The organism is Nonomuraea purpurea (genome assembly GCF_042650645.1).
GTDB lineage: Bacteria > Actinomycetota > Actinomycetes > Streptosporangiales > Streptosporangiaceae > Nonomuraea > Nonomuraea purpurea.
In genome coordinates this window covers 124,197-141,209 of sequence record NZ_JBHSBI010000027.1, presented here as the reverse complement: position 1 = coordinate 141,209, position 17,013 = coordinate 124,197, and the positions used below count along the sequence as shown (strand labels likewise).

18 protein-coding genes are annotated in these 17,013 nt (G+C 70.6%); 14 read left to right on the top strand and 4 right to left on the bottom strand.

Annotated elements, in window-relative coordinates:
- Positions 1 to 21 precede the first annotated feature (21 nt).
- The 9 genes from ACFOY2_RS39960 to ACFOY2_RS39920 all read left to right on the top strand — a co-directional run bounded on the left by ACFOY2_RS39960 (position 22) and on the right by ACFOY2_RS39920 (position 5,916).
- Positions 22 to 534, top strand: a complete 513-nt coding sequence (locus ACFOY2_RS39960; protein ID WP_357825269.1) for a sigma-70 family RNA polymerase sigma factor — start codon at positions 22 to 24, stop codon at positions 532 to 534.
- Positions 531 to 1,361: an anti-sigma factor family protein gene (locus ACFOY2_RS39955; protein WP_379533314.1), complete on the top strand. Its 831-nt coding sequence runs from the start codon at positions 531 to 533 to the stop codon at positions 1,359 to 1,361. Before ACFOY2_RS39960 ends, ACFOY2_RS39955 begins: the two co-directional genes overlap by 4 nt.
- 134 nt (positions 1,362 to 1,495) lie before the next feature.
- Entirely contained in the window at positions 1,496 to 1,585 is a 90-nt protein-coding gene (locus ACFOY2_RS39950; RefSeq protein ID WP_357825266.1) for a putative leader peptide, read from the top strand.
- A gap of 56 nt (positions 1,586 to 1,641) precedes the next feature.
- Positions 1,642 to 1,941, top strand: coding sequence for a DUF4395 family protein (locus ACFOY2_RS39945; protein WP_379533313.1), 300 nt, complete (start codon positions 1,642 to 1,644; stop codon positions 1,939 to 1,941).
- The gene (locus tag ACFOY2_RS39940) at positions 1,938 to 2,777 is read left to right on the top strand and encodes a sulfurtransferase (protein ID WP_379533312.1); all 840 of its coding nucleotides are present in this window, start codon (positions 1,938 to 1,940) and stop codon (positions 2,775 to 2,777) included. The genes ACFOY2_RS39945 and ACFOY2_RS39940 overlap by 4 nt, the downstream gene beginning before the upstream one ends.
- Positions 2,777 to 3,088: a DUF1416 domain-containing protein gene (locus ACFOY2_RS39935; RefSeq protein ID WP_379533311.1), complete on the top strand. Its 312-nt coding sequence runs from the start codon at positions 2,777 to 2,779 to the stop codon at positions 3,086 to 3,088. The genes ACFOY2_RS39940 and ACFOY2_RS39935 overlap by 1 nt, the downstream gene beginning before the upstream one ends.
- An 89-nt stretch (positions 3,089 to 3,177) precedes the next feature.
- A complete protein-coding gene (locus tag ACFOY2_RS39930; protein WP_379533310.1) occupies positions 3,178 to 3,738 on the top strand; it encodes an RNA polymerase sigma factor in 561 nt (186 codons plus the stop codon).
- A complete protein-coding gene (locus ACFOY2_RS39925) occupies positions 3,735 to 4,484 on the top strand; it encodes a methylated-DNA--[protein]-cysteine S-methyltransferase (RefSeq protein WP_379533309.1) in 750 nt (249 codons plus the stop codon). The genes ACFOY2_RS39930 and ACFOY2_RS39925 overlap by 4 nt, the downstream gene beginning before the upstream one ends.
- 115 nt (positions 4,485 to 4,599) lie before the next feature.
- Entirely contained in the window at positions 4,600 to 5,916 is a 1,317-nt protein-coding gene (locus tag ACFOY2_RS39920; RefSeq protein ID WP_379533308.1) for a hypothetical protein, read from the top strand.
- On the opposite strand, the gene ACFOY2_RS39915 is transcribed toward ACFOY2_RS39920, so the two are convergent.
- From ACFOY2_RS39915 to ACFOY2_RS39905, 3 genes are read right to left on the bottom strand one after another with little or no spacing between them, the layout of a single operon-like run.
- The gene (locus ACFOY2_RS39915; protein ID WP_379533307.1) at positions 5,906 to 7,270 is read right to left on the bottom strand and encodes a hypothetical protein; all 1,365 of its coding nucleotides are present in this window, start codon (positions 7,268 to 7,270) and stop codon (positions 5,906 to 5,908) included. The two genes, ACFOY2_RS39920 and ACFOY2_RS39915, sit on opposite strands and share 11 nt — an antisense overlap.
- 7 nt (positions 7,271 to 7,277) lie before the next feature.
- Entirely contained in the window at positions 7,278 to 7,925 is a 648-nt protein-coding gene (locus ACFOY2_RS39910) for a hypothetical protein (protein ID WP_379533306.1), read from the bottom strand.
- Positions 7,922 to 8,584: a hypothetical protein gene (locus ACFOY2_RS39905; RefSeq protein WP_379533305.1), complete on the bottom strand. Its 663-nt coding sequence runs from the start codon at positions 8,582 to 8,584 to the stop codon at positions 7,922 to 7,924. Before ACFOY2_RS39905 ends, ACFOY2_RS39910 begins: the two co-directional genes overlap by 4 nt.
- 168 nt (positions 8,585 to 8,752) lie before the next feature.
- Here ACFOY2_RS39905 and ACFOY2_RS39900 point away from each other — a divergent pair, with 168 nt between their 5' ends.
- The 5 genes from ACFOY2_RS39900 to ACFOY2_RS39880 all read left to right on the top strand — a co-directional run bounded on the left by ACFOY2_RS39900 (position 8,753) and on the right by ACFOY2_RS39880 (position 16,649).
- A complete protein-coding gene (locus tag ACFOY2_RS39900) occupies positions 8,753 to 10,702 on the top strand; it encodes a hypothetical protein (RefSeq protein ID WP_379533304.1) in 1,950 nt (649 codons plus the stop codon).
- A gap of 70 nt (positions 10,703 to 10,772) precedes the next feature.
- The gene (locus tag ACFOY2_RS39895; RefSeq protein WP_379533303.1) at positions 10,773 to 13,721 is read left to right on the top strand and encodes an ATP-binding protein; all 2,949 of its coding nucleotides are present in this window, start codon (positions 10,773 to 10,775) and stop codon (positions 13,719 to 13,721) included.
- A 59-nt stretch (positions 13,722 to 13,780) separates the two neighbouring features.
- The gene (locus tag ACFOY2_RS39890; protein ID WP_379533302.1) at positions 13,781 to 15,010 is read left to right on the top strand and encodes a MurT ligase domain-containing protein; all 1,230 of its coding nucleotides are present in this window, start codon (positions 13,781 to 13,783) and stop codon (positions 15,008 to 15,010) included.
- Entirely contained in the window at positions 15,000 to 15,713 is a 714-nt protein-coding gene (locus ACFOY2_RS39885) for a type 1 glutamine amidotransferase (RefSeq protein ID WP_379533301.1), read from the top strand. Before ACFOY2_RS39890 ends, ACFOY2_RS39885 begins: the two co-directional genes overlap by 11 nt.
- Before the next feature lie 120 nt (positions 15,714 to 15,833).
- Positions 15,834 to 16,649 (top strand): ArsR/SmtB family transcription factor, encoded by an 816-nt coding sequence (locus ACFOY2_RS39880; protein ID WP_379533300.1) that lies wholly within the window; start codon positions 15,834 to 15,836, stop codon positions 16,647 to 16,649.
- On the opposite strand, the gene ACFOY2_RS39875 is transcribed toward ACFOY2_RS39880, so the two are convergent.
- A complete protein-coding gene (locus tag ACFOY2_RS39875) occupies positions 16,643 to 17,005 on the bottom strand; it encodes a DsrE family protein (RefSeq protein ID WP_357825222.1) in 363 nt (120 codons plus the stop codon). The two genes, ACFOY2_RS39880 and ACFOY2_RS39875, sit on opposite strands and share 7 nt — an antisense overlap.
- Positions 17,006 to 17,013: the final 8 nt, after the last annotated feature.

Below are 17,013 nucleotides of genomic sequence, written 5' to 3'. Positions count from 1 at the left end.
CCCGGCGTACGTGAAGAAGGCGTGAGCGCAGCCGGGACAGCGGACGAGGAACTCGTGAGGACCCTGTTCGACGAGCACGCCGGGCCACTCTACGGTTACGTTCTGCGGCTGACCGGCGACTCAGGGAGAGCCGAGGACGTCGTGCAGGAGACGCTGCTGCGGGCCTGGCGACATCCCGAGGCCCTGTCCGACCGGCCCATCCGCGCGTGGCTGTTCACGGTGGCACGTAACCTCGTCGTCGACCAGCACCGCGCGAAGAAGGCCAGGCCGCAGGAGACCGGCGACGAGGCGCTGGCGGTCCTGCCGGCCGACGACGAGCTGGAGCGCGCGGTCGAGTCGTGGGCCGTGGCAGAGGCGCTGGCCGTGCTGCGGCCGGAGCACCGCGAGGTGCTGATGGAGGTCTACTACCGGGGGCGATCGGTGAAGGAGGCGTCGGCGACGCTGGGCATACCGCCGGGCACGGTCAAATCGCGCACCTATTACGCGTTGCGGGCGCTCAAGCTGGCGCTTGAAGAGCGGGGGTTGGCGCCATGATGACGTGCGAGGAGGTCAAGCTGGCCCTGGGCGCGCACGCCCTGGGCGCGCTCGACCCAGAAGAGGCGATCGAGATCGACAACCACCTGGCGACCTGCGACGACTGCGGGGCCGAACTGGTGGAGCTGGAGGGCGTGACCTCCTTCCTGGGCAAGGTGTCGGAACGCGACGTCGAGCTGGTGGCCAGCCCCCCACGCCAGGTGCTCGACCGGCTGCTGAACGACCGCGCCAAACGCACCAAGCGCAGCCGCCTGCTGCTGACGCTGGCCGCGTCCGCCGCGGCGGTGGCCGTCGGCGGTACGGCGCTGGTCGCCGTGCAGACCAGCGCCGACCGCGACGTCTCCACTGCGGCGGCCCCTGAGTCCGCCGGGTCCGGCGCCGCCGATTCGCAGGTGCGGCCGAGGGCGGACAAGGCCGAGCAACTCGACTCGCCAGTTCCCTACGTCGTGGAGTCCCCGAGCAGGGCGGTGCCCACGAAGTCCCCCGCGGACGAGGCCCGTGTGTTCTCCGACGAGGGCCGCGAGTTCTCCGGCCAGAACAAGGCCGAGGAGTACCGCGCCACCGTCTCCGCCTGGCCCGGCGGCGACGGCGGCACCGATCTGGGTGTCCGCGTCTCGGGCGTCCCGGTCGGCACGACCTGCAGGCTCGTCGTGATCGGCGTGGACGGTGAGCGCCGGCCCACCAAGGCGTGGCGTCTGACCCGCGACACCTACCAGGACAAGGTCGTGTTCAGGCGCTCGACCTCGCTGCCCATGCCGGAGATCGCCGGGTTCGAGATCGTCGACGCGGCGGGCCGGGTGCTGGTGGGGGTGAAGGTGCCTAATTAGCGGAGGTCGCGGGCGGGGCGCGGACAAGACGGCTGGTCAGCCGTGCGAGGCCGGCGTCCCGGCGCGAATCCGTCTCATAAATTGTCTCACCAACCGGACGAGATGTGACAGATGACGAGACGCCGAGTAGTGTCATGCTCATGAACCCGACGACAGAGCTGCTGACGAAGCGGCGCGCGGTTGACTTCTGCCGCGTCGCCACCGCGCTCTGTCGCGCTGCCTGAGGACGATCTCGCGGACGCCCGGTCCGCCCCATCGACCCCTTCAGGAGCATCCCACGATGCGTGCCGATCCCACAGCGCTGCTTTTTGGCGCGGCTACCACGACTATCGTCCTCGCCCTCGTCCTGGTGACGGAGACCGCCTGGCCGCTCGCCGCCCAGGCGGTGATCTTCGCGCTCGTGGTGCTGTGGCGATCGCCGTACACGATGCTCTTCAGAACGCTCGTCAGCAGCGTTCAGAAGGTGATGGAAGGCACCGCGGCCCTCCTCAACGCAGCCTTCGGATTCCGCCTTGGCTGCGAAATGTACCTGCTCGTTCGCCGTCTACTGCCCGCCGCCAAAATGGAGGTTTCCCAATGAGCCGCTCCGCCGCCCTGGTGGACGCCGACTGGGTCGAGGCCAACCTCGACACGCCCGGAGTCGTTCTCGTCGAGGTCGACGAGGACGTCAGCGCTTACGACAAGGGCCACATCCGTGGCGCCGTGAAGGTCGACTGGAGGCAGGATCTTCAGGACCCGGTCCGCCGCGACTTCGTGGACAAGACCGGTTTCGAGGCTCTGCTGTCCGACCGAGGCATCTCCAACGATGACACCGTCGTGCTCTACGGCGGAAACAACAACTGGTTCGCCGCCTACGCCTACTGGTACTTCAAGCTCTACGGCCACCAGGACGTCAAGCTGCTCGACGGCGGGCGCAAGAAGTGGGAGCTCGACTCGCGCGAGCTGGTCAAGGACGTCCCCGAGCGGGCCAAGACGCAGTACGGCGCGCAGGAGCAGGACAGCGCGATCCGCGCGTTCCGCGACGACGTCGTGGGCGCGATCGGCAAGCTCAACCTCGTCGACGTGCGCTCGCCCGACGAGTTCACCGGCAAGCTGCTCGCCCCGGCCCACCTGCCGCAGGAGCAGGCGCAGCGCGGCGGCCACGTGCCGACGGCGCGCAACATCCCGTGGTCCAAGGCGGCCAACGACGACGGCACCTTCAAGTCCGACGACGACCTGCGCACCCTCTACCAGGACGCCGGCGTCGACTTCGGCAAGGACACCATCGCCTACTGCCGCATCGGCGAGCGCTCGGCGCACACGTGGTTCGTGCTGCACGAGATCCTCGGCCAGGCCAACGTGAAGAACTACGACGGATCGTGGACCGAGTACGGCTCGCTCGTGGGCGTGCCGATCGAGCTGGGGGAGGCCCGCTGATGACCACCGCACAGACTGCACAGGGTTGCGGAGCGCCGGAGCAGACGATCGCTCTGCCCGCCGGGATCGACCTGGCCAACCAGGCCGTGATCCAGGGCGTGGTGACCGGTGCCGGCACGGCGTACGCGCGGCTGCTCGACCAGTCCGGCGAGTTCACCGGCGAGGTCGTGGTGTCCGACGACGGCATCTTCCGTTTCTTCGCCGCTCCCGGCGAGTGGACGGTGCGCATCATCGCGGGCGGCGGCGTCACCAGGGACGTTCAGGTGGAGGCCAAGCTGGGCGAGGTCTCCCAGCTCGCGGTCGCCGTCTGAGCCGAGGTTCGTGACAAGCCCGCGTCCGGGTCATCCGGGCGCGGGCTTTTCGCTGCAACGAATCCGCCCCGGTTGGTGTTGTCCAAGATGTGAGTGAATTGGACTGTCTCGACCCGGTGCGTAAGGCGCTGCTCGACGACCTCGACGAGGGGTTCGCCGAGCTGTACGGCGCCTACCGCGGCCTGGTCTTCTCGACCGCGCTGCGCCTGAGCGGGCGCTGGGCGGACGCCGAGGACCTCACCGCGGAGACGTTCCTGCGGGCCTACCGCGCGCTGGCCGGCTACGACCGCGACCGGGTGGCGGGGCTCCAGCCGCGCGCCTGGCTGATGACGATCCTGATGAACATCTGGCGCAACTGCGCCAGGGCCAAGTCCCGCAGGCCGCCGCTCGACCTGCGGGACGAGCCCGTGGAAGAGATCGATCCCGACCAGGACGTGGAGGCGGCCGCGGAGCGCCGTGAGACCGGCGACGAACTGAGCGACCTGCTCGGCCTGCTGCCGGAGGAGCAGCGGGTCGCGGTCGTGCTGCGGCACGTCGTCGACCTGCCGGTCAGCGAGATCGCCACCGTGCTGAAGATCCCGCAGGGCACGGTCAAGTCGCACGTGTCACGGGGGCTGAAGCGGCTGCGCGCACTAGGAGGTGTCCGATGAACCAGGATCCGCTGCTTGCCGGGCTCGCGGCGCTGGCGGCCGACCCGCCGCAAGGGCTGCTCGACCGGATCGCGGCCCGCTGGGTACGTGTGCCGGGGCCCATCGGGGAACTGGCGGTCGCGTTCACCGACCAGGGGGTGGCCTACGTGCACGAGGGCGACGGCTTCGCCGAGGCGTTCAGGAAGCGGTTCGGCCGCCCGCTGCTGCCGGGTGCGCGTCCGCCCGCCGGGCTGCTGCCCGCGCTGCGCACGGGCCGCCCGTCCGGGCTGCGGCTGGATCTGCGCGGGATGAGCGACTTCCAGCGCGAGGTGCTGGAGGCGGCGCGGACGATCCCGCGCGGCGAGGTGCGCCCCTACGCGTGGATCGCCGAGCGCGTCGGCCGGCCCAGGGCCGTGCGCGCGGTCGGAACGGCGCTGGCCCGCAACCCGGTGCCGCTGCTGATCCCGTGTCACCGGGTCACCAGATCGGACGGCGTCGTCGGCGAGTACGTGTTCGGCCCTGCGGCCAAGGAACGGCTGCTGCTGGCCGAGGGGGCCGACCTGGAGCGGGTGCGGGAGCTGGCGGGACGGCGGGTGTTCTACCTGGCCAGCGACACCACGGGCGTGGTCTGCTTCCCCACCTGCCACAACGCCAGGCGCATCACGCCCAGGCACCGGCACGGCTTCCGCAGCGTCGCCCAGGCCAGGGCGGCCGGCTACCGCCCGTGCCGCACCTGCGAGCCCGCTCGGGCCGGCTTGACCGGGTAGCGCATCCCCGCTGGTCAGGGAACGGTTGCCGCGCGTTCATGATCGATAAGCTCAGAGTAGCGTTTTTCGCCGGTTGCTGATGCGGCACAAGGGGCAGACCGATACGATTCTCCAGATGTCCGGTTCGATAGGTGCGACGGCTCCACCACGACCTGGGCCGACGTCGCCTCAGGAACAGCCGTCGCCGTACTCCCTGCCCCTGCACGCACTCCGCCTGGCGTGGAGATGCGCGCTGCCGCTGATCTGCTGGTTCGCCGCGGGTGAGCTGACGCGCTTCGCGCTGCTGTACGCCGCCACCGAGGTCGCCTACGGAGACTTCCGCCAGGTCCGGCTGATCATCACGATGACGCTGCTGACGTGCATCATCCTCGCGGCGATGACGGTCACCACCGGCATGCTCCACAGCCTGCGCGACGCGCTGTGGGAGATGCGGGCCAGAGGGGAAGACGGCGTGCCGCAGGAGCGCTTCTTCCGGACGCTGGACCGGGTCGCCCCGGCCTTCGCGGTGCTCTACCTGGCGTGGGGGTTCCAGTCGGAGGACGCCAGGGACGTCTACCAGATGGACATCCTGCACAACTTCTGGGACGGGGTGGCCAACTCCCTGTTCGGCGAGAACAACGACGTCGGCCGGGGGCTCGTCGACCTCGACTGGCGGGTGTCGCTGGGCGCGATGATCGCCACCTTCGGGCTCAAAACGCTCTTGGCCAAGCTCGCGGAGAGGGAGGGCAGCGGCAGGTTCTACGGCTTCGGGGCCGCCTTCTCCGAGTTCGCGTTCGTCTTCTACGGGCTGAACGCGACCGTGGCGATCGCCGACGCGCGTTCCGAGTGGGTGCAGCACAGAAGCGTGGTCGCGGGCACCGAAGCCGTCTGGGCCGACATGCAGAAGAACGTGCCCCTGTGGGAAGCTCTCACCGGCGTGTGGGGCGAGCTCTGGCCCCTGATCATCGAGGCCGTGGCGGTGCCGCTGGCCTGGCTCACCGTGGCGATGCTCGTTTTCGGCGCCTTCTCCGACGACACCCGCACCCTGGTGAAGGGCACCCGCCTGGAGAAGGGCGTGGACCGGCTGGAAAGCAGCCACGACCTCACGCAGCGCTCGTTCGACCAGCTCACCGGCGGGTTCAAGGACCGCTGGCTGCCGCTGGCCAACGCCCTGCGGATGGTGTTCAAGAGCGGGCTGGCCCTGTTCGGCATGATGTGCCTGTGCTACATGGTGATCAACGTGGTCGCGGAGTACGCGGAACGCGGGCTGGCGACGCTCGTCGGCAGCCGGGACGAGTGGGTGTGGGCCTTCCAGGGGCCGCCGGTGGCGTTCCTGCGCGACATGATCGTCACCGGGCTCACCATGGCGCTGCTGGCGGCCACCTACGACATCGCGGCCACCAGGGCCCGCCTGAGCGGCGAGCCCTTCGACGACGCCTCCGTCAGCGCTTGAACCACAGCACGTCGGTGCTCGGCTCCTTCTCGATGTTCTCCCGCGTCAAGAGCTCCTCCGTGGGCGTGTCCGAGCGGTAGGTGCTCGGCCGGAAGGAGAGCTCGACCTCCTTGGCGACCGACACCGGCACCACGGCCGCGCCCACGAACTTGTACTCCTTGCCCACCTCCAGCTTGTCCGTGGGATAGTCGTCGCCCTTGGCGAGCTCGACGACCCAGGTGCGGTCGGACTGGTCGCTCAGGCGCGCGTCTATGGGCGCGCCCGTCATGGTGGCGTAGCGCTCGTCGAGGACCTTCTGTGAAATGTCCACCTTCAGCCAGGCCACGTCGGGGCCGTGCTTGCTGTCCGGAGGCGCCTTCATCGGGGAGAGCACGGTCTTCCACTCGATGTTGTAGACCTTGCCCGCCTGCCCGCGCGGGACGTCGACGATCCTGGTCTCCATGCCCTCCTTGTTCTTGGCGTACACGATGTAGCCGTCGAACGACTGGGCGGCGGTGGTGACCAGGGCCAGGACGACCGCGCCCACGGCGACCAGCAGCGTGCGCCTGCGGCGGTTCGGCCGGGCGGCGGGCGGCTCCTCTCCGTGGCGAGGGGCGTCCTGGACGATCTGGTCGGGCTGGGTGTCGCCGGTGGCGCGCTCGCGGGGCGACGGGGGCCAGACCTGCTGGCCCGGCCGGGCGTGGCGGCGGCCGCGTGGCGGCGGCATCTCGGCCTGCCCGAACGGCCCCGCCTGCTCGTGCGGGGCTTGGCCATGCCGAGGCTGCTCGTGCGGTGCCTGTCCGTGGCGGGGTTGCTCGTGCGGGGCTTGGCCGTACGGGGCCGGTCGTTCGTAGGGGGCAGGGGGGATCGGCCGGCCAAGGGGCATTGTGGGGGCGTGTGGGGCGGTTTGCCCCTGCGGAGCCGGCTGGCCGGGGGCGGCGGAGTGTCTGGGGCCGGTGTCCTGGCCGGGGTACGCGCCGGGCCCCTGGGGCCCGCCGGAAGGCGGAGGCGTGTCGTGGCCGGCAGGCGGCACATCCCGGCCGCGACGGCCGCGACGGGACGGCAGCCCCTGGTCGGAGGAGAACTCGCCGCGCCGGGACGGCAGTCCCTGGTCGGGAGAGAACTCGCTGCGACGGTCGGTGGGGAGTTCGCCGCCCGGCGGCGTTCCCCGGCCCGAGACGGGCGGCTCGCCGAACCGGATGGCGGGATGGGGGACCGTCTCCTCGCCGGGCATCACGTCGTACTCAGACGGCATCCCGTGGCCCGGCCGGCTGCTGCGTTCGCCGAGCCCGGCCGGTGGGGTCTGGGACTGTTCCGGTGCCGGGGCGTCGTCGTTCCTGGGGGAGAACCAGTTGCGCTCGTCGTTCGTGCTCATCCTGCGATCACTTCTCAACGGTCGAGTAGACGTCCTGAGGCGTGGCCGCGAGCTTGCGCGCGCCCTCCTCGGTCAGGCCGAGATCCACCTCGACCTCCGGCGGGTACTGCTCCACCAGCAGTTCCGGCGGCAGCCTGAAGATGACCCGCGCTTCGGGCAGCACCGCCGCCGGCACCTCGAAGAAGAACCGGCCGCCGGCCCAGATGTCGGGCTGGATCCATTTGGTGGCCAGCGTCGCGCTCTGGTCCACCCGGTCAGTGGCGTCGAACCTCTTGCCGTCGGCCGTCAGCAGCACCGGCTGGCCCAGGTGGTAGGGCTTGAGGCTCGACTTGGCGGAGGCGTCCACGATCAGGAACAGGTTGTCGGTGGAGACGGTCTTGGTGTGGGTCTTGACCGCCTTCGCAGCCGTGAACGAGTTGAGCCGTACGGTGAACCGCTTGGCGTCCACGGTGTCCCCCTTGGCGCCCACGTACGTGATCGGCGCGCTGAGTTCCTCGGGCGTCAGCCGGATGGACTGGACCCCGACGGCGGCGCTCAGCAACAGCAGTCCGGCGGCGACGCCGAGCAGCCGCGACCCGCTGCCGCGCCGGCGCGCCGCCCTTCTCGAGCGCCGCGGCGCCGGCGCGCCCGAGGGGCGTGGGTCGGTGGCGGTCACTGCGCCTCACCCTTCTCGACCGGCAGCGTCACCCGCGCCTTGATGACCGGGAGTATCTTGTCGCCCGCTTCGGTGGAGTCCATCTGCCAGGCGGGGATTCTGTTGAGGAACTGCTCTTCCTCCACGAAGGAGCTCATGTCAAAGGTGATCTTCTCCGGCGGCTGCTCGGACGGCTGGAGCTCGTAGCGGACGACGACCTGGTTGGGCACGCCGGGCTGGAGCTGACGGGACTCGCCCCCCTTGACCCGGGCGAAGGAGAACGGCCCGGCTTCCTGGTCGAAGGCCGGGGTGATCTTGATGAGCGAGGCGGCGAAGGCGGTCCACGTGTGGGCCTTGTCCGGACTGGCCGCGGGGTTGCCGACCGCCATGGTCTCGTCCCCCTTGTTGGTCACGTCGAAGATCAGCTCCACGAATCGTTTGTCCTCGGCGAACTGGGATTCGGCCTTCTCCACGGTCACCCGCGATGCGACGATCTTGGTGTCGTACAGGCCCTGGTCGAGCACCGCGCCGGGGCCGAGCGCCTCGGGTTCTTCCGCGGCCTCGCTGAGGCCGCCGAGAAGCGCGGTGATGCCGAGGCCCGCGATTGCGACCAACGCCACCGCGGGCACCACTACCGGACGTCTGGGCTTGTCAGTGCTGTCGCCGGAGGGTTCCGTCATGGATAAGGATGGTAATAGGTCTCGCTTGTCTCATCTGCCGCAATCCTCCCATCGGGGTGGCCGAATTGCCGAGAACCCTGCCGCTACAGGGCTTGTAGCTCATACGCTGTCACGAAGCGGAAAGGGCTGCCCCCTGCTCCAAACGACATATCGCGGCCGGAGGGTCACGTGACGGACGTGCATCCTGAGCATGCCCAGCTCCAGGCGGACCGCATCTACCTGGGCTGGCAGTACATCCTGCTGCATCCCGACCCCGGCTCCCCGCCCAAGCGCCCCTCGCCCGTCGAAGAGCAGTCGTCCGCCGCCCCGCCCGACACCGCCGAGGCGGATCTCCTGCGTCGCGAGCGGCTCCAGGAGGACCTGCTCAACCGGCCGGTCCGGCACGTCCGGCTGTTCATGCTGGTGCTGAGCGTGTTGATCCTGGCAGCGCCCGTCGCCGGCTACCTCGACTGGTCCTTCGCGCTGCTCGGGCTGCTCGCTACCGGCGGCGTGGCCGGGATCTGCAGTTACGCGCTGCTGCAGGGCGACCGGGCGGTGAAGTACCGCGTGACGGAGCAGCGGGCCAGGGACGAGCGCCAGCGCGAGGAACGTGACAAGGAGTTGTTCAAGGCGCAGGAGGAGCACGCCCGGCGCTACCGCGAGTGGCAGGAGTCCAAGGACCGGCACGACAGGCAGCTCGCCTGGTACGCCGTCGCCGTCCCCGACGACCTCGACCGCATCGACGTGGCGGGCGGCACGTTACCCGGCTGGTCGGCCCTGATCACGCTGCTGGGCGCGACGCGCCTCTACAGCGGCGGCCATCTGACCGTGCTCGACCTGTCCGAGGGCGCGATCGCCAAGGACCTGATCGAGCTGGCCCGCAAGGGCGGCGACGACCCCCTGGTCTGGGTGCTCCCCGTCGACCTGCCCAAGCTGGACCTGGGCGCCACGCTCAAGCCGGAGGCGTTCGCCGACGTGCTGGCGCAGGTGGTGAGCGTGAGCGAGGAGCACCACACCACGCGCGACCTCAGCTTCGACAACGCCATCCTGGAGCGGGTGCTGGAGGTGCTCGGGGAGAACGCCACGATCAGCCAGGTCACGGCGGCGCTGCGGGCCCTGGCGCAGGTGGGCGACCCGCGCGACGACCTGAAGTTCGGGTTGATCACCGCCACGCAGCTCGAACGCATCGGCACGCTGTTCGGGCGCGGGGTCAGCGATCGGGTGGTGATCGAGCGGGCCTGGGCGCTGGAGTCGCAACTGCGCAAGCTGGAGACGCTCGGCACGGAGGCCGTACGGCTGCCGCCCGCGCGGCTGCGGGTGGTGAGCATGGACCGGCAGGCGGGCGTGTTCGGCAACCGGGTGCTGGGCACGTACGTGGCCACCGCGCTCACCCACATCCTGCGCCAGTCGCCCGCCTCCGACCGGCCCTGGTATCACACGATCATCGTGGCGGGGGCGGACAAGCTCAGGGGCGACGTGCTGGATCGGCTCATGGACGCCTGCGAGACCAGCCGTACCGGGCTTGTCTTGACTTATCGGTCTTTGACGCCGACCGTCCGGGAGCGGCTCGGCAGGGGACACGCGGCGGTGGCGTTCATGCGGCTCGGCAACGCCGAGGACGCCAGAGTCGCCAGCCAGCACGTCGGGACCGAGCACCGGCTGGAGCTGGCCCAGCTCACCGAGACGATCAGCGAGTCGCTGCCGGGGCTCGACGGCGGCTACATCTCGACGGTCTCCCAGATGGACGACCCCAAGGAGGACCGGGAGGAGGACCGTACCGACCTGGTCGGGGACATCACCGCGTCCACCGAGTGGGGCAGGACCGCCGACAAGATCTCAGAGAAGGAACGGGTGCTGCAGCGCTCGCGCGAGTTCCTCGTCGAGCCGCACCAGCTCCAGCAACTCCCCACGACCTCCGTGATCGTCACGGACGCCACCCCCGAGGGCCGGCGGGTCCGCCTCGCCGACGCCAACCCGGCCATCCTCACCTTCCCCAAGACCACGCTCGGAGAGCTGGACGAGGTGCGCGAGGCCGTGCTCGCGCTCGACCCCAAGGCCGACGACGACGGCGACGGGGAGCCGCCGCCGAACCTCGGTCCGCCACCGCCGCGCCTGGACTGGCGCAAGGGGAGGCAATGACATGGTCAATGTCAAGGTGACGAGCTGACGGCTGACGGAATTTAGCAAAGAACCGTCTTGGGGGGATGAAATGCAGCCGAGTGTCTCGCTGAGCGGGCCCTGGTATCGAATTCAGTCGATCGCAGCACCCTCGCGAAGCTCATCGGCGGAATGGGATTTCGTCACCGTGCTGCCCGCGGTGCTGTCCGCGGCCCAGCGCGACCGGCCGTTCGTCATCGGGTGGTTGTCACGGGGCTCCGGCGCGCCGCTCGAACTCATCACCAACGCGGGCCCGCTGTCGCCGCCGCGCCAGCCGCGCAGGTCCACCGGCGCGCCCGACCAGCCGAGCGGGCCGCAGCCGCTGCTGTTCCCCGGCGGGGCGCGGGGGATCGAGCTCGACGAGGAGTACCTGGCCGACCTGGCCGACCTGGTGTGGACGCCGTGCCCGGGGCGTCAGGCGCCGCCTCTGGGCAGCAGGGCGCCCGTCGACGAGCTGAAGCTGCCGACGCTGTTCGAGGCCACGCTGGTGACGCTGATGTCGCGGCCGTTCGCCTGGCTCGTGGTGGCCGAGCCGACCGACCTGCTCGACGCCGAGGTGGCGCACCTGCGTACCCAGCTCAACGTGCTGCGTCAGTACGGCGACGCCTCCGAGCGCTCCCGCTTCGACGCCGAGCGGGCCGAGCGGCGCATGCAGGAGTTGGACGCCTTCCGCGAGGCGGGGCTGTGGAACGTCCGCGTGCTGGCCGGCGGGGCCACGGCCGAGGAACTGCGGCAGATCGCGCCCGTGCTCGTCGGGTCGGTCGAGATGAGCCACCACCCCTACCGGCTGCGCAGCTCCCACGGCTCCGTCTACGCGCTGTCGGAAGCCCTGGCCATCACCATGCAGGACCCGGCCGACGGCGCCGCCGCCCCCTTCGCCGCCACCGCGGGGGCGCTGGCGGCCCTGGCCGGACTGCCCAGGCGGGAGGTGCCCGGCGTGCGGGTGCTGGAGTCGGGCTTCTTCGACGTGACGTCGGAGGCCGACGCGGGCGAGCTGGAGCTGGGCGAGATCCTCGACGGCCAGGACAGGGGCGTCGGCTCGTTCCGCGTGCCGCTGGCCACGCTGAACCGGCACGCGTTCGTCACCGGAGCGACAGGCTCGGGCAAGTCCCAGACGGTCAGGCACCTGCTGGAGCAGCTCAGCAGGGCCCGCATCCCGTGGCTGGCCATCGAGCCGGCCAAGTCGGAGTACGCCGCCATGGCGGGCCGCGTCGAGGACCCGATCACGGTCATCAACCCCTCAGCGCCCGACGGCGTCCCGTTCAGCATCAACCCGCTGGAACCCGAGCCCGGCTACCCCGTCCAGGCCCACATCGACATGGTCAGGGCGCTGTTCATGGCGGCCTTCGACGCCGAGGAGCCGTTCCCGCAGATCATGTCGCTGGCGCTGCAGCGCGTCTACGAGGCCACCGGCTGGGACGTCGTCACCGGCGGGGCCGTCCCCGGCTCCAGCGTCCCGCCCAGCGTCCCCACGCTCGAACAGCTCCAGCAGCACGCCATGGACGTCATCAAGGAGATCGGCTACGGCCGCGAGGTCCAGGCCGACGTCGAGGGCTTCATCTCGCTGCGGCTGCGCTCCCTGCGCGTCGGCTCGGCCGGGCGCTTCTTCGAGGGCGGCCACCCCGCCGACATCGGCGGCCTGCTGGAACGCGACGTCGTCCTGGCGATCGAGGACGTGGCCAACGACGAGGACAAGGCGTTCCTCATGGGCACGCTCATCATCCGCATCGTCGAGCACCTGCGTATGCGGGCGCGCAAGGAGAAGTCCCACGAGCTGCGGCACGTCATCGTGATCGAGGAGGCGCACCGGCTACTGCGTGACCGAGGCCACGGCCGGGCCTCCACCCACGCCGTCGAACTGCTGGCCGGGCTGCTCGCGGAGGTCAGAGCGTACGGCGAGGGCATCGTCGTGGCCGAGCAGATCCCCACCAAGCTGGTCTCCGACGTGGTCAAGAACACCGCGCTGAAGGTCGTGCACCGCCTGCCGGCCGAGGACGACAGGAAGCTCGTCGGGGCCGCCATGAACCTGAGCGAGGAGCAGTCGCGTCACGTCGTGTCCCTGCAGCCCGGTTCGGCCGCCGTCTTCGCAGACGGGATGGACCGGCCGTTGCGCGTGCGGGTGCCGCTGGGCGAGTCGAGGGAGAAGGTCCTGCCGGGCCCGCCGCCGCCCATCCGGGGGCGCCGGTCGGCGGCCTGCGGGGCGGCCTGCCGTACGGGGCAGGCGTGCACGCTGGTGGAGCTGCGCGAGGCCGACGTGCACGCCGACGCCTCCGACTGGGCCTGGCTGCGCATCTGGTGCGACACGGTCGTGCTCGCCTTCGTCAGCAACCGGCCGCTGCCCGGGGTGCCGCGCGCCCTGGCGGCGACCTGGTCGGACCTGCCCGCGCGGCGGCGCGAGTGCCTGCTGGCGACCCTGGTCGAACGCTCGGTGCAGCGGCGCGCGTGGTCGCTGCGGAGCTGGTTCGACCCTTCGCTGCTGACGGAGAAGGCCGCCGAGGTCGCCACGCGGCTGCTGTCGGGGCTCGACGGGGGCGGGGAGCGGCCGGGGGCGTCGTGGGTCATCCCGCAGGTGCGCTGGCTGCACGAGGTGGACCGGCTCTTCCCGTTCGGGCAGCCCGCCCCGAACCTGCGCAGCCCCGCGCCTCCCATGGAGTACGCCCTCTTCCGCCCGCCGAACGGCAACGCGCCGGGCGACGCCGTCCAGAGCGAGCTGCTCGGCCACCGGGCCAGGGCGCTGCGCCACCATCCGCTGTCCATGGAGATGGACCACAACCGGGCGCTGGCCTGGCGGGTCATCCTGGGGGACGACGAGAACGAGGGCGTGCAGCGCGACGTCGTCACCGTCGCCATCGGGGTGGAGGCGTCGGCCCGGGTGCGGCACGTGGGGCAGACGATGGGGGCGGGGTGGCTGGAAGGGGTGCTCTCCTGGCCCCGCCGCTTCATCCTGCCGTTCGACCAGGGCGGCGCGCCGGAACTCGCCTTCGCCGACCCCCAGCCCTGATTTGCCGTGTTCACCTGCGCGTCTGCGGAGTACGGGCCAATGCCGACTAGGATCCTGGCATGACCCAGCTTCCACTGCGGGCGCAGCTCGCCAGCGCCCTGGGCCGCAGTGCCGCCACGCTGTCCAGGATGACCGGGCGCGGAGACGGCTCGGTGATCGGCGGGCGAGTGGGCCTGCTGCTCGAGCCCGACCTCCTGCGCAAGCTGGCCCACGATCGCAAACTGGCCCTGGTCAGCGCCACCAACGGCAAGACCACCACGACCAGGCTGATCACCTCGGCGCTGCTGGAGCTGGGCGAGGTGGCCACCAACGCGTTCGGCGCCAACATGCCCGCCGGCCACGTCTCGGCGCTGTCCCAGCACAAGGGCGCCCCGATCGGCGTGCTGGAGGTCGACGAGAAATACCTGCCGGAGGTGCTCGACACGACCGGCGCGGGCGTCGTCTGCCTGATGAACCTCAGCCGCGACCAGATGGACCGCGCCGGCGAGATCTGGCAGCTGGCGCAGAAGTGGCGCAGGGCGCTGTCGGGCCGGCCCACCCACGTCATCGCCAACTGCGACGACCCCCTTGTCACCTGGGGCGCCTCCACGGCCGCCAAGGTCACCTGGGTCTCCGGCGGGCAGCGCTGGAAGGAAGACTCCTGGTGCTGCCCCGAGTGCGGCGGCCCGCTCGACCGCAAGGACACGTTCTGGGCGTGCAGGGAGTGCACCTTCCACCGGCCCGAGCCGCAGTGGGCGCTCGACGACGAGGTGGCGGTCGATCCGCGCGGGCAGCGCTGGATGCTCGACATCCAGCTCCCCGGCCAGGCCAACCGCTCCAACGCGGTGATGGCGCTGGCGGTGGCCGATGCGTTCGGGTTGCCGGTGGAGCGCGCGCTGCCCCGGCTGCGCGAGGTCACCTCGGTGGCGGGCCGCTACACCACCGTCGAGCGCGACGGGCGGCACGCGCGGCTGCTGCTGTCGAAGAACCCGGCGGGCTGGCTGGAGGCGTTCGACGTCGCCGATCCGCAGTTGCCGATCATCCTGTCGGTCAACGCGCAGGGCCCCGACGGGCGCGACACCTCGTGGCTCTGGGACGTCGACTACCGCATCCTGCGCGGCCGTCCCGTCTTCGTGACCGGCGAACGCCGCCTGGACCTGGCGCTCCGGCTCGATGCGGCCGACGTGTCGTTCCTGCTCTGCGGCACGTTCACCGAGGCCCTGGCCATGCAGCCGCCCGGCCGGGTCGACGTGATCGCCAACTACACCGCCTTCCAGCAGATCCGATCGGAGTTCGGTCGTGCCGTCTGACAGCGCCCTTCGCATCGTCTGGATCTACCCCGACCTGTTGAGCACCTACGGAGACCAGGGCAATGTGCTCGTCCTGGAGCAGCGGGCGCAGCGCAGGGGCATCGAGACGGAGACGATCCACGTAGGCTCGGCCGACCCGGTGCCGGAGTCGGGCGACGTCTACCTGATCGGCGGGGGCGAGGACCGCCCCCAGATCCTGGCCGCCAAGCGCCTGCGCAGAGACAACGGCCTCCAGCGCGCCATCGCCGCCGGTGCGTCCATGCTGGCCGTGTGCGCCGGCTACCAGATCATGGGCAGCACGTTCGGCGGTGAGGAGGGCCAGCCGGTCGACGGCGTCGGCCTGCTCGACATCTCCAGCTCCCGAGGCCCGGCGCGCGCCGTCGGCGAGCTGGCCGCCGAGGTGGACGCGGCGCTCGACCTGCCCATGCTGACCGGCTTCGAGAACCACATGGGCGTCACCCGCCTGGGGCCCGGCGTCAAGCCGCTGTCCAGGACGATCGTCGGCGTGGGCAACGGCGACGGGTACGAGGGCTGCTACGCCGGTCACATCGTCGGCACCTATCTGCACGGGCCCGCGCTGGCCCGCAACCCGGCGCTGGCCGACATGCTGCTGTCGTGGCGGGTGGGGCCGCTGGCGGCGCTCGACGACTCCCGGTACGAGGCGCTACGCCAGGAGCGTCTGACTGCCGTCCTGCCGAGCTGATCTTCTGTCAGAAGGGCCGTCCGCGGATTCGCGGGCGGCCCTTCAGCGTTTCCCCGAATTGACATGCAGCCGTAAGGCTGCCTATTGTGCAGACATGCAGCCAAACGGCTGCATGTCGGGATGGCGGAGATGGACGAGGTGTTCAAGGCGCTGGCCGACCCCAGTCGCCGCAGGCTGCTGGACAGCCTGAATGCCCGCAACGGGCAGACCCTGCGCGAGCTGTGCGCCGGGCTGGACATGGCCAGGCAGTCGGTCAGCAAGCACCTGGCGGTGCTGGAGGCGGCCAACCTGGTGACCACGGTGTGGCGGGGCAGGGAGAAGCTGCACTACCTCAACGCCGTGCCGATCAACGCCATCGCCGAACGCTGGATCAACCAGTACGACCGGCAGCGAGCCGGCGCGCTGGCCGACCTCAAGACGGCATTGGAGGGCCACGACATGGCCGACGACTTCGTTTACACGACCTACATCAGGACCACCGCGGAAAAGCTCTGGCAGGCGCTGACCGAGCCCGCCTTCACCACCCGCTACTGGGGCGTGGAGCTCGAGTCGGACTGGAAGGTGGGTTCAACGGTGACCTGGAAGCAGTTCGGCGTCACGATCGCCGACCCCGAGCAGGTCGTGCTCGAATCAGAACCCCACAAGCGGCTGGCCTACACCTGGCACACGTTCACGCCGGAGTTCGGCAGGTCGGTGGGTTTCGGCGACGAAGCCCTCGCCCAGATGGCCGCGGAGCCCAGGTCCAGGGTCACCTTCGAGATCGAGCCCCTGGGGGAGATGGTCAAGCTGACCATCGTGCACGGAGGTTTCGAGGCGGGCAGCGCCATCCGCGACGGCATCAGCGGCGGCTGGCCGGCGCTGATCTCCAACCTCAAGACCCTGCTGGAAACCGGCGAAACCCTGCCGACCGCCGAGCCCGCGGCGCCGGCTCAGTAGACCAGGGCTTGGACGTCCTGACCGACGACCTCCTCCACGAACGCCGGAGCGCCCGCGATACGGATGCCCTCGATGAGATCGTCGACGGTGATGTTCCTGCGGGCGGCGCACTGCGTGCACAGTGTCACCCGACCGCCGGCCAGCACCGCGTCGAGCAGGTCGGCCAGCGGCGCGGCGTGCGGCAGGTTGAACTCCTTGGCCCGCTCAGGCAGCGCGAACCACGACGCCTCCCCGGTGAGCCACAGAGATACCGAGACGCCGCTCGCGAGCGCCGCCGTCGCGACAGTGAACGCCTGGTTGCAGCGCTCGGGGGCGTCGGCCCCTGCGGTCACCTTGATCACCAGTGATCGTGCCATGACCGTCA

Bases quoted from the DNA above. Each gene is read 5' to 3' on its own strand.
- ACFOY2_RS39955 (WP_379533314.1), top strand. From the start codon at position 531: ATGATGACGTGCGAGGAGGTCAAGCTGGCCCTGGGCGCGCACGCCCTG.
- ACFOY2_RS39950 (WP_357825266.1), top strand. From the start codon at position 1,496: ATGCTCATGAACCCGACGACAGAGCTGCTGACGAAGCGGCGCGCGGTT.
- ACFOY2_RS39945 (WP_379533313.1), top strand. From the start codon at position 1,642: ATGCGTGCCGATCCCACAGCGCTGCTTTTTGGCGCGGCTACCACGACT.
- ACFOY2_RS39940 (WP_379533312.1), top strand. From the start codon at position 1,938: ATGAGCCGCTCCGCCGCCCTGGTGGACGCCGACTGGGTCGAGGCCAAC.
- ACFOY2_RS39935 (WP_379533311.1), top strand. From the start codon at position 2,777: ATGACCACCGCACAGACTGCACAGGGTTGCGGAGCGCCGGAGCAGACG.
- ACFOY2_RS39925 (WP_379533309.1), top strand. From the start codon at position 3,735: ATGAACCAGGATCCGCTGCTTGCCGGGCTCGCGGCGCTGGCGGCCGAC.
- ACFOY2_RS39920 (WP_379533308.1), top strand. From the start codon at position 4,600: ATGTCCGGTTCGATAGGTGCGACGGCTCCACCACGACCTGGGCCGACG.
- ACFOY2_RS39915 (WP_379533307.1), bottom strand. From the start codon at position 7,270: ATGAGCACGAACGACGAGCGCAACTGGTTCTCCCCCAGGAACGACGAC.
- ACFOY2_RS39905 (WP_379533305.1), bottom strand. From the start codon at position 8,584: ATGACGGAACCCTCCGGCGACAGCACTGACAAGCCCAGACGTCCGGTA.
- ACFOY2_RS39895 (WP_379533303.1), top strand. From the start codon at position 10,773: ATGCAGCCGAGTGTCTCGCTGAGCGGGCCCTGGTATCGAATTCAGTCG.
- ACFOY2_RS39890 (WP_379533302.1), top strand. From the start codon at position 13,781: ATGACCCAGCTTCCACTGCGGGCGCAGCTCGCCAGCGCCCTGGGCCGC.
- ACFOY2_RS39880 (WP_379533300.1), top strand. From the start codon at position 15,834: ATGGCGGAGATGGACGAGGTGTTCAAGGCGCTGGCCGACCCCAGTCGC.
- ACFOY2_RS39875 (WP_357825222.1), bottom strand. From the start codon at position 17,005: ATGGCACGATCACTGGTGATCAAGGTGACCGCAGGGGCCGACGCCCCC.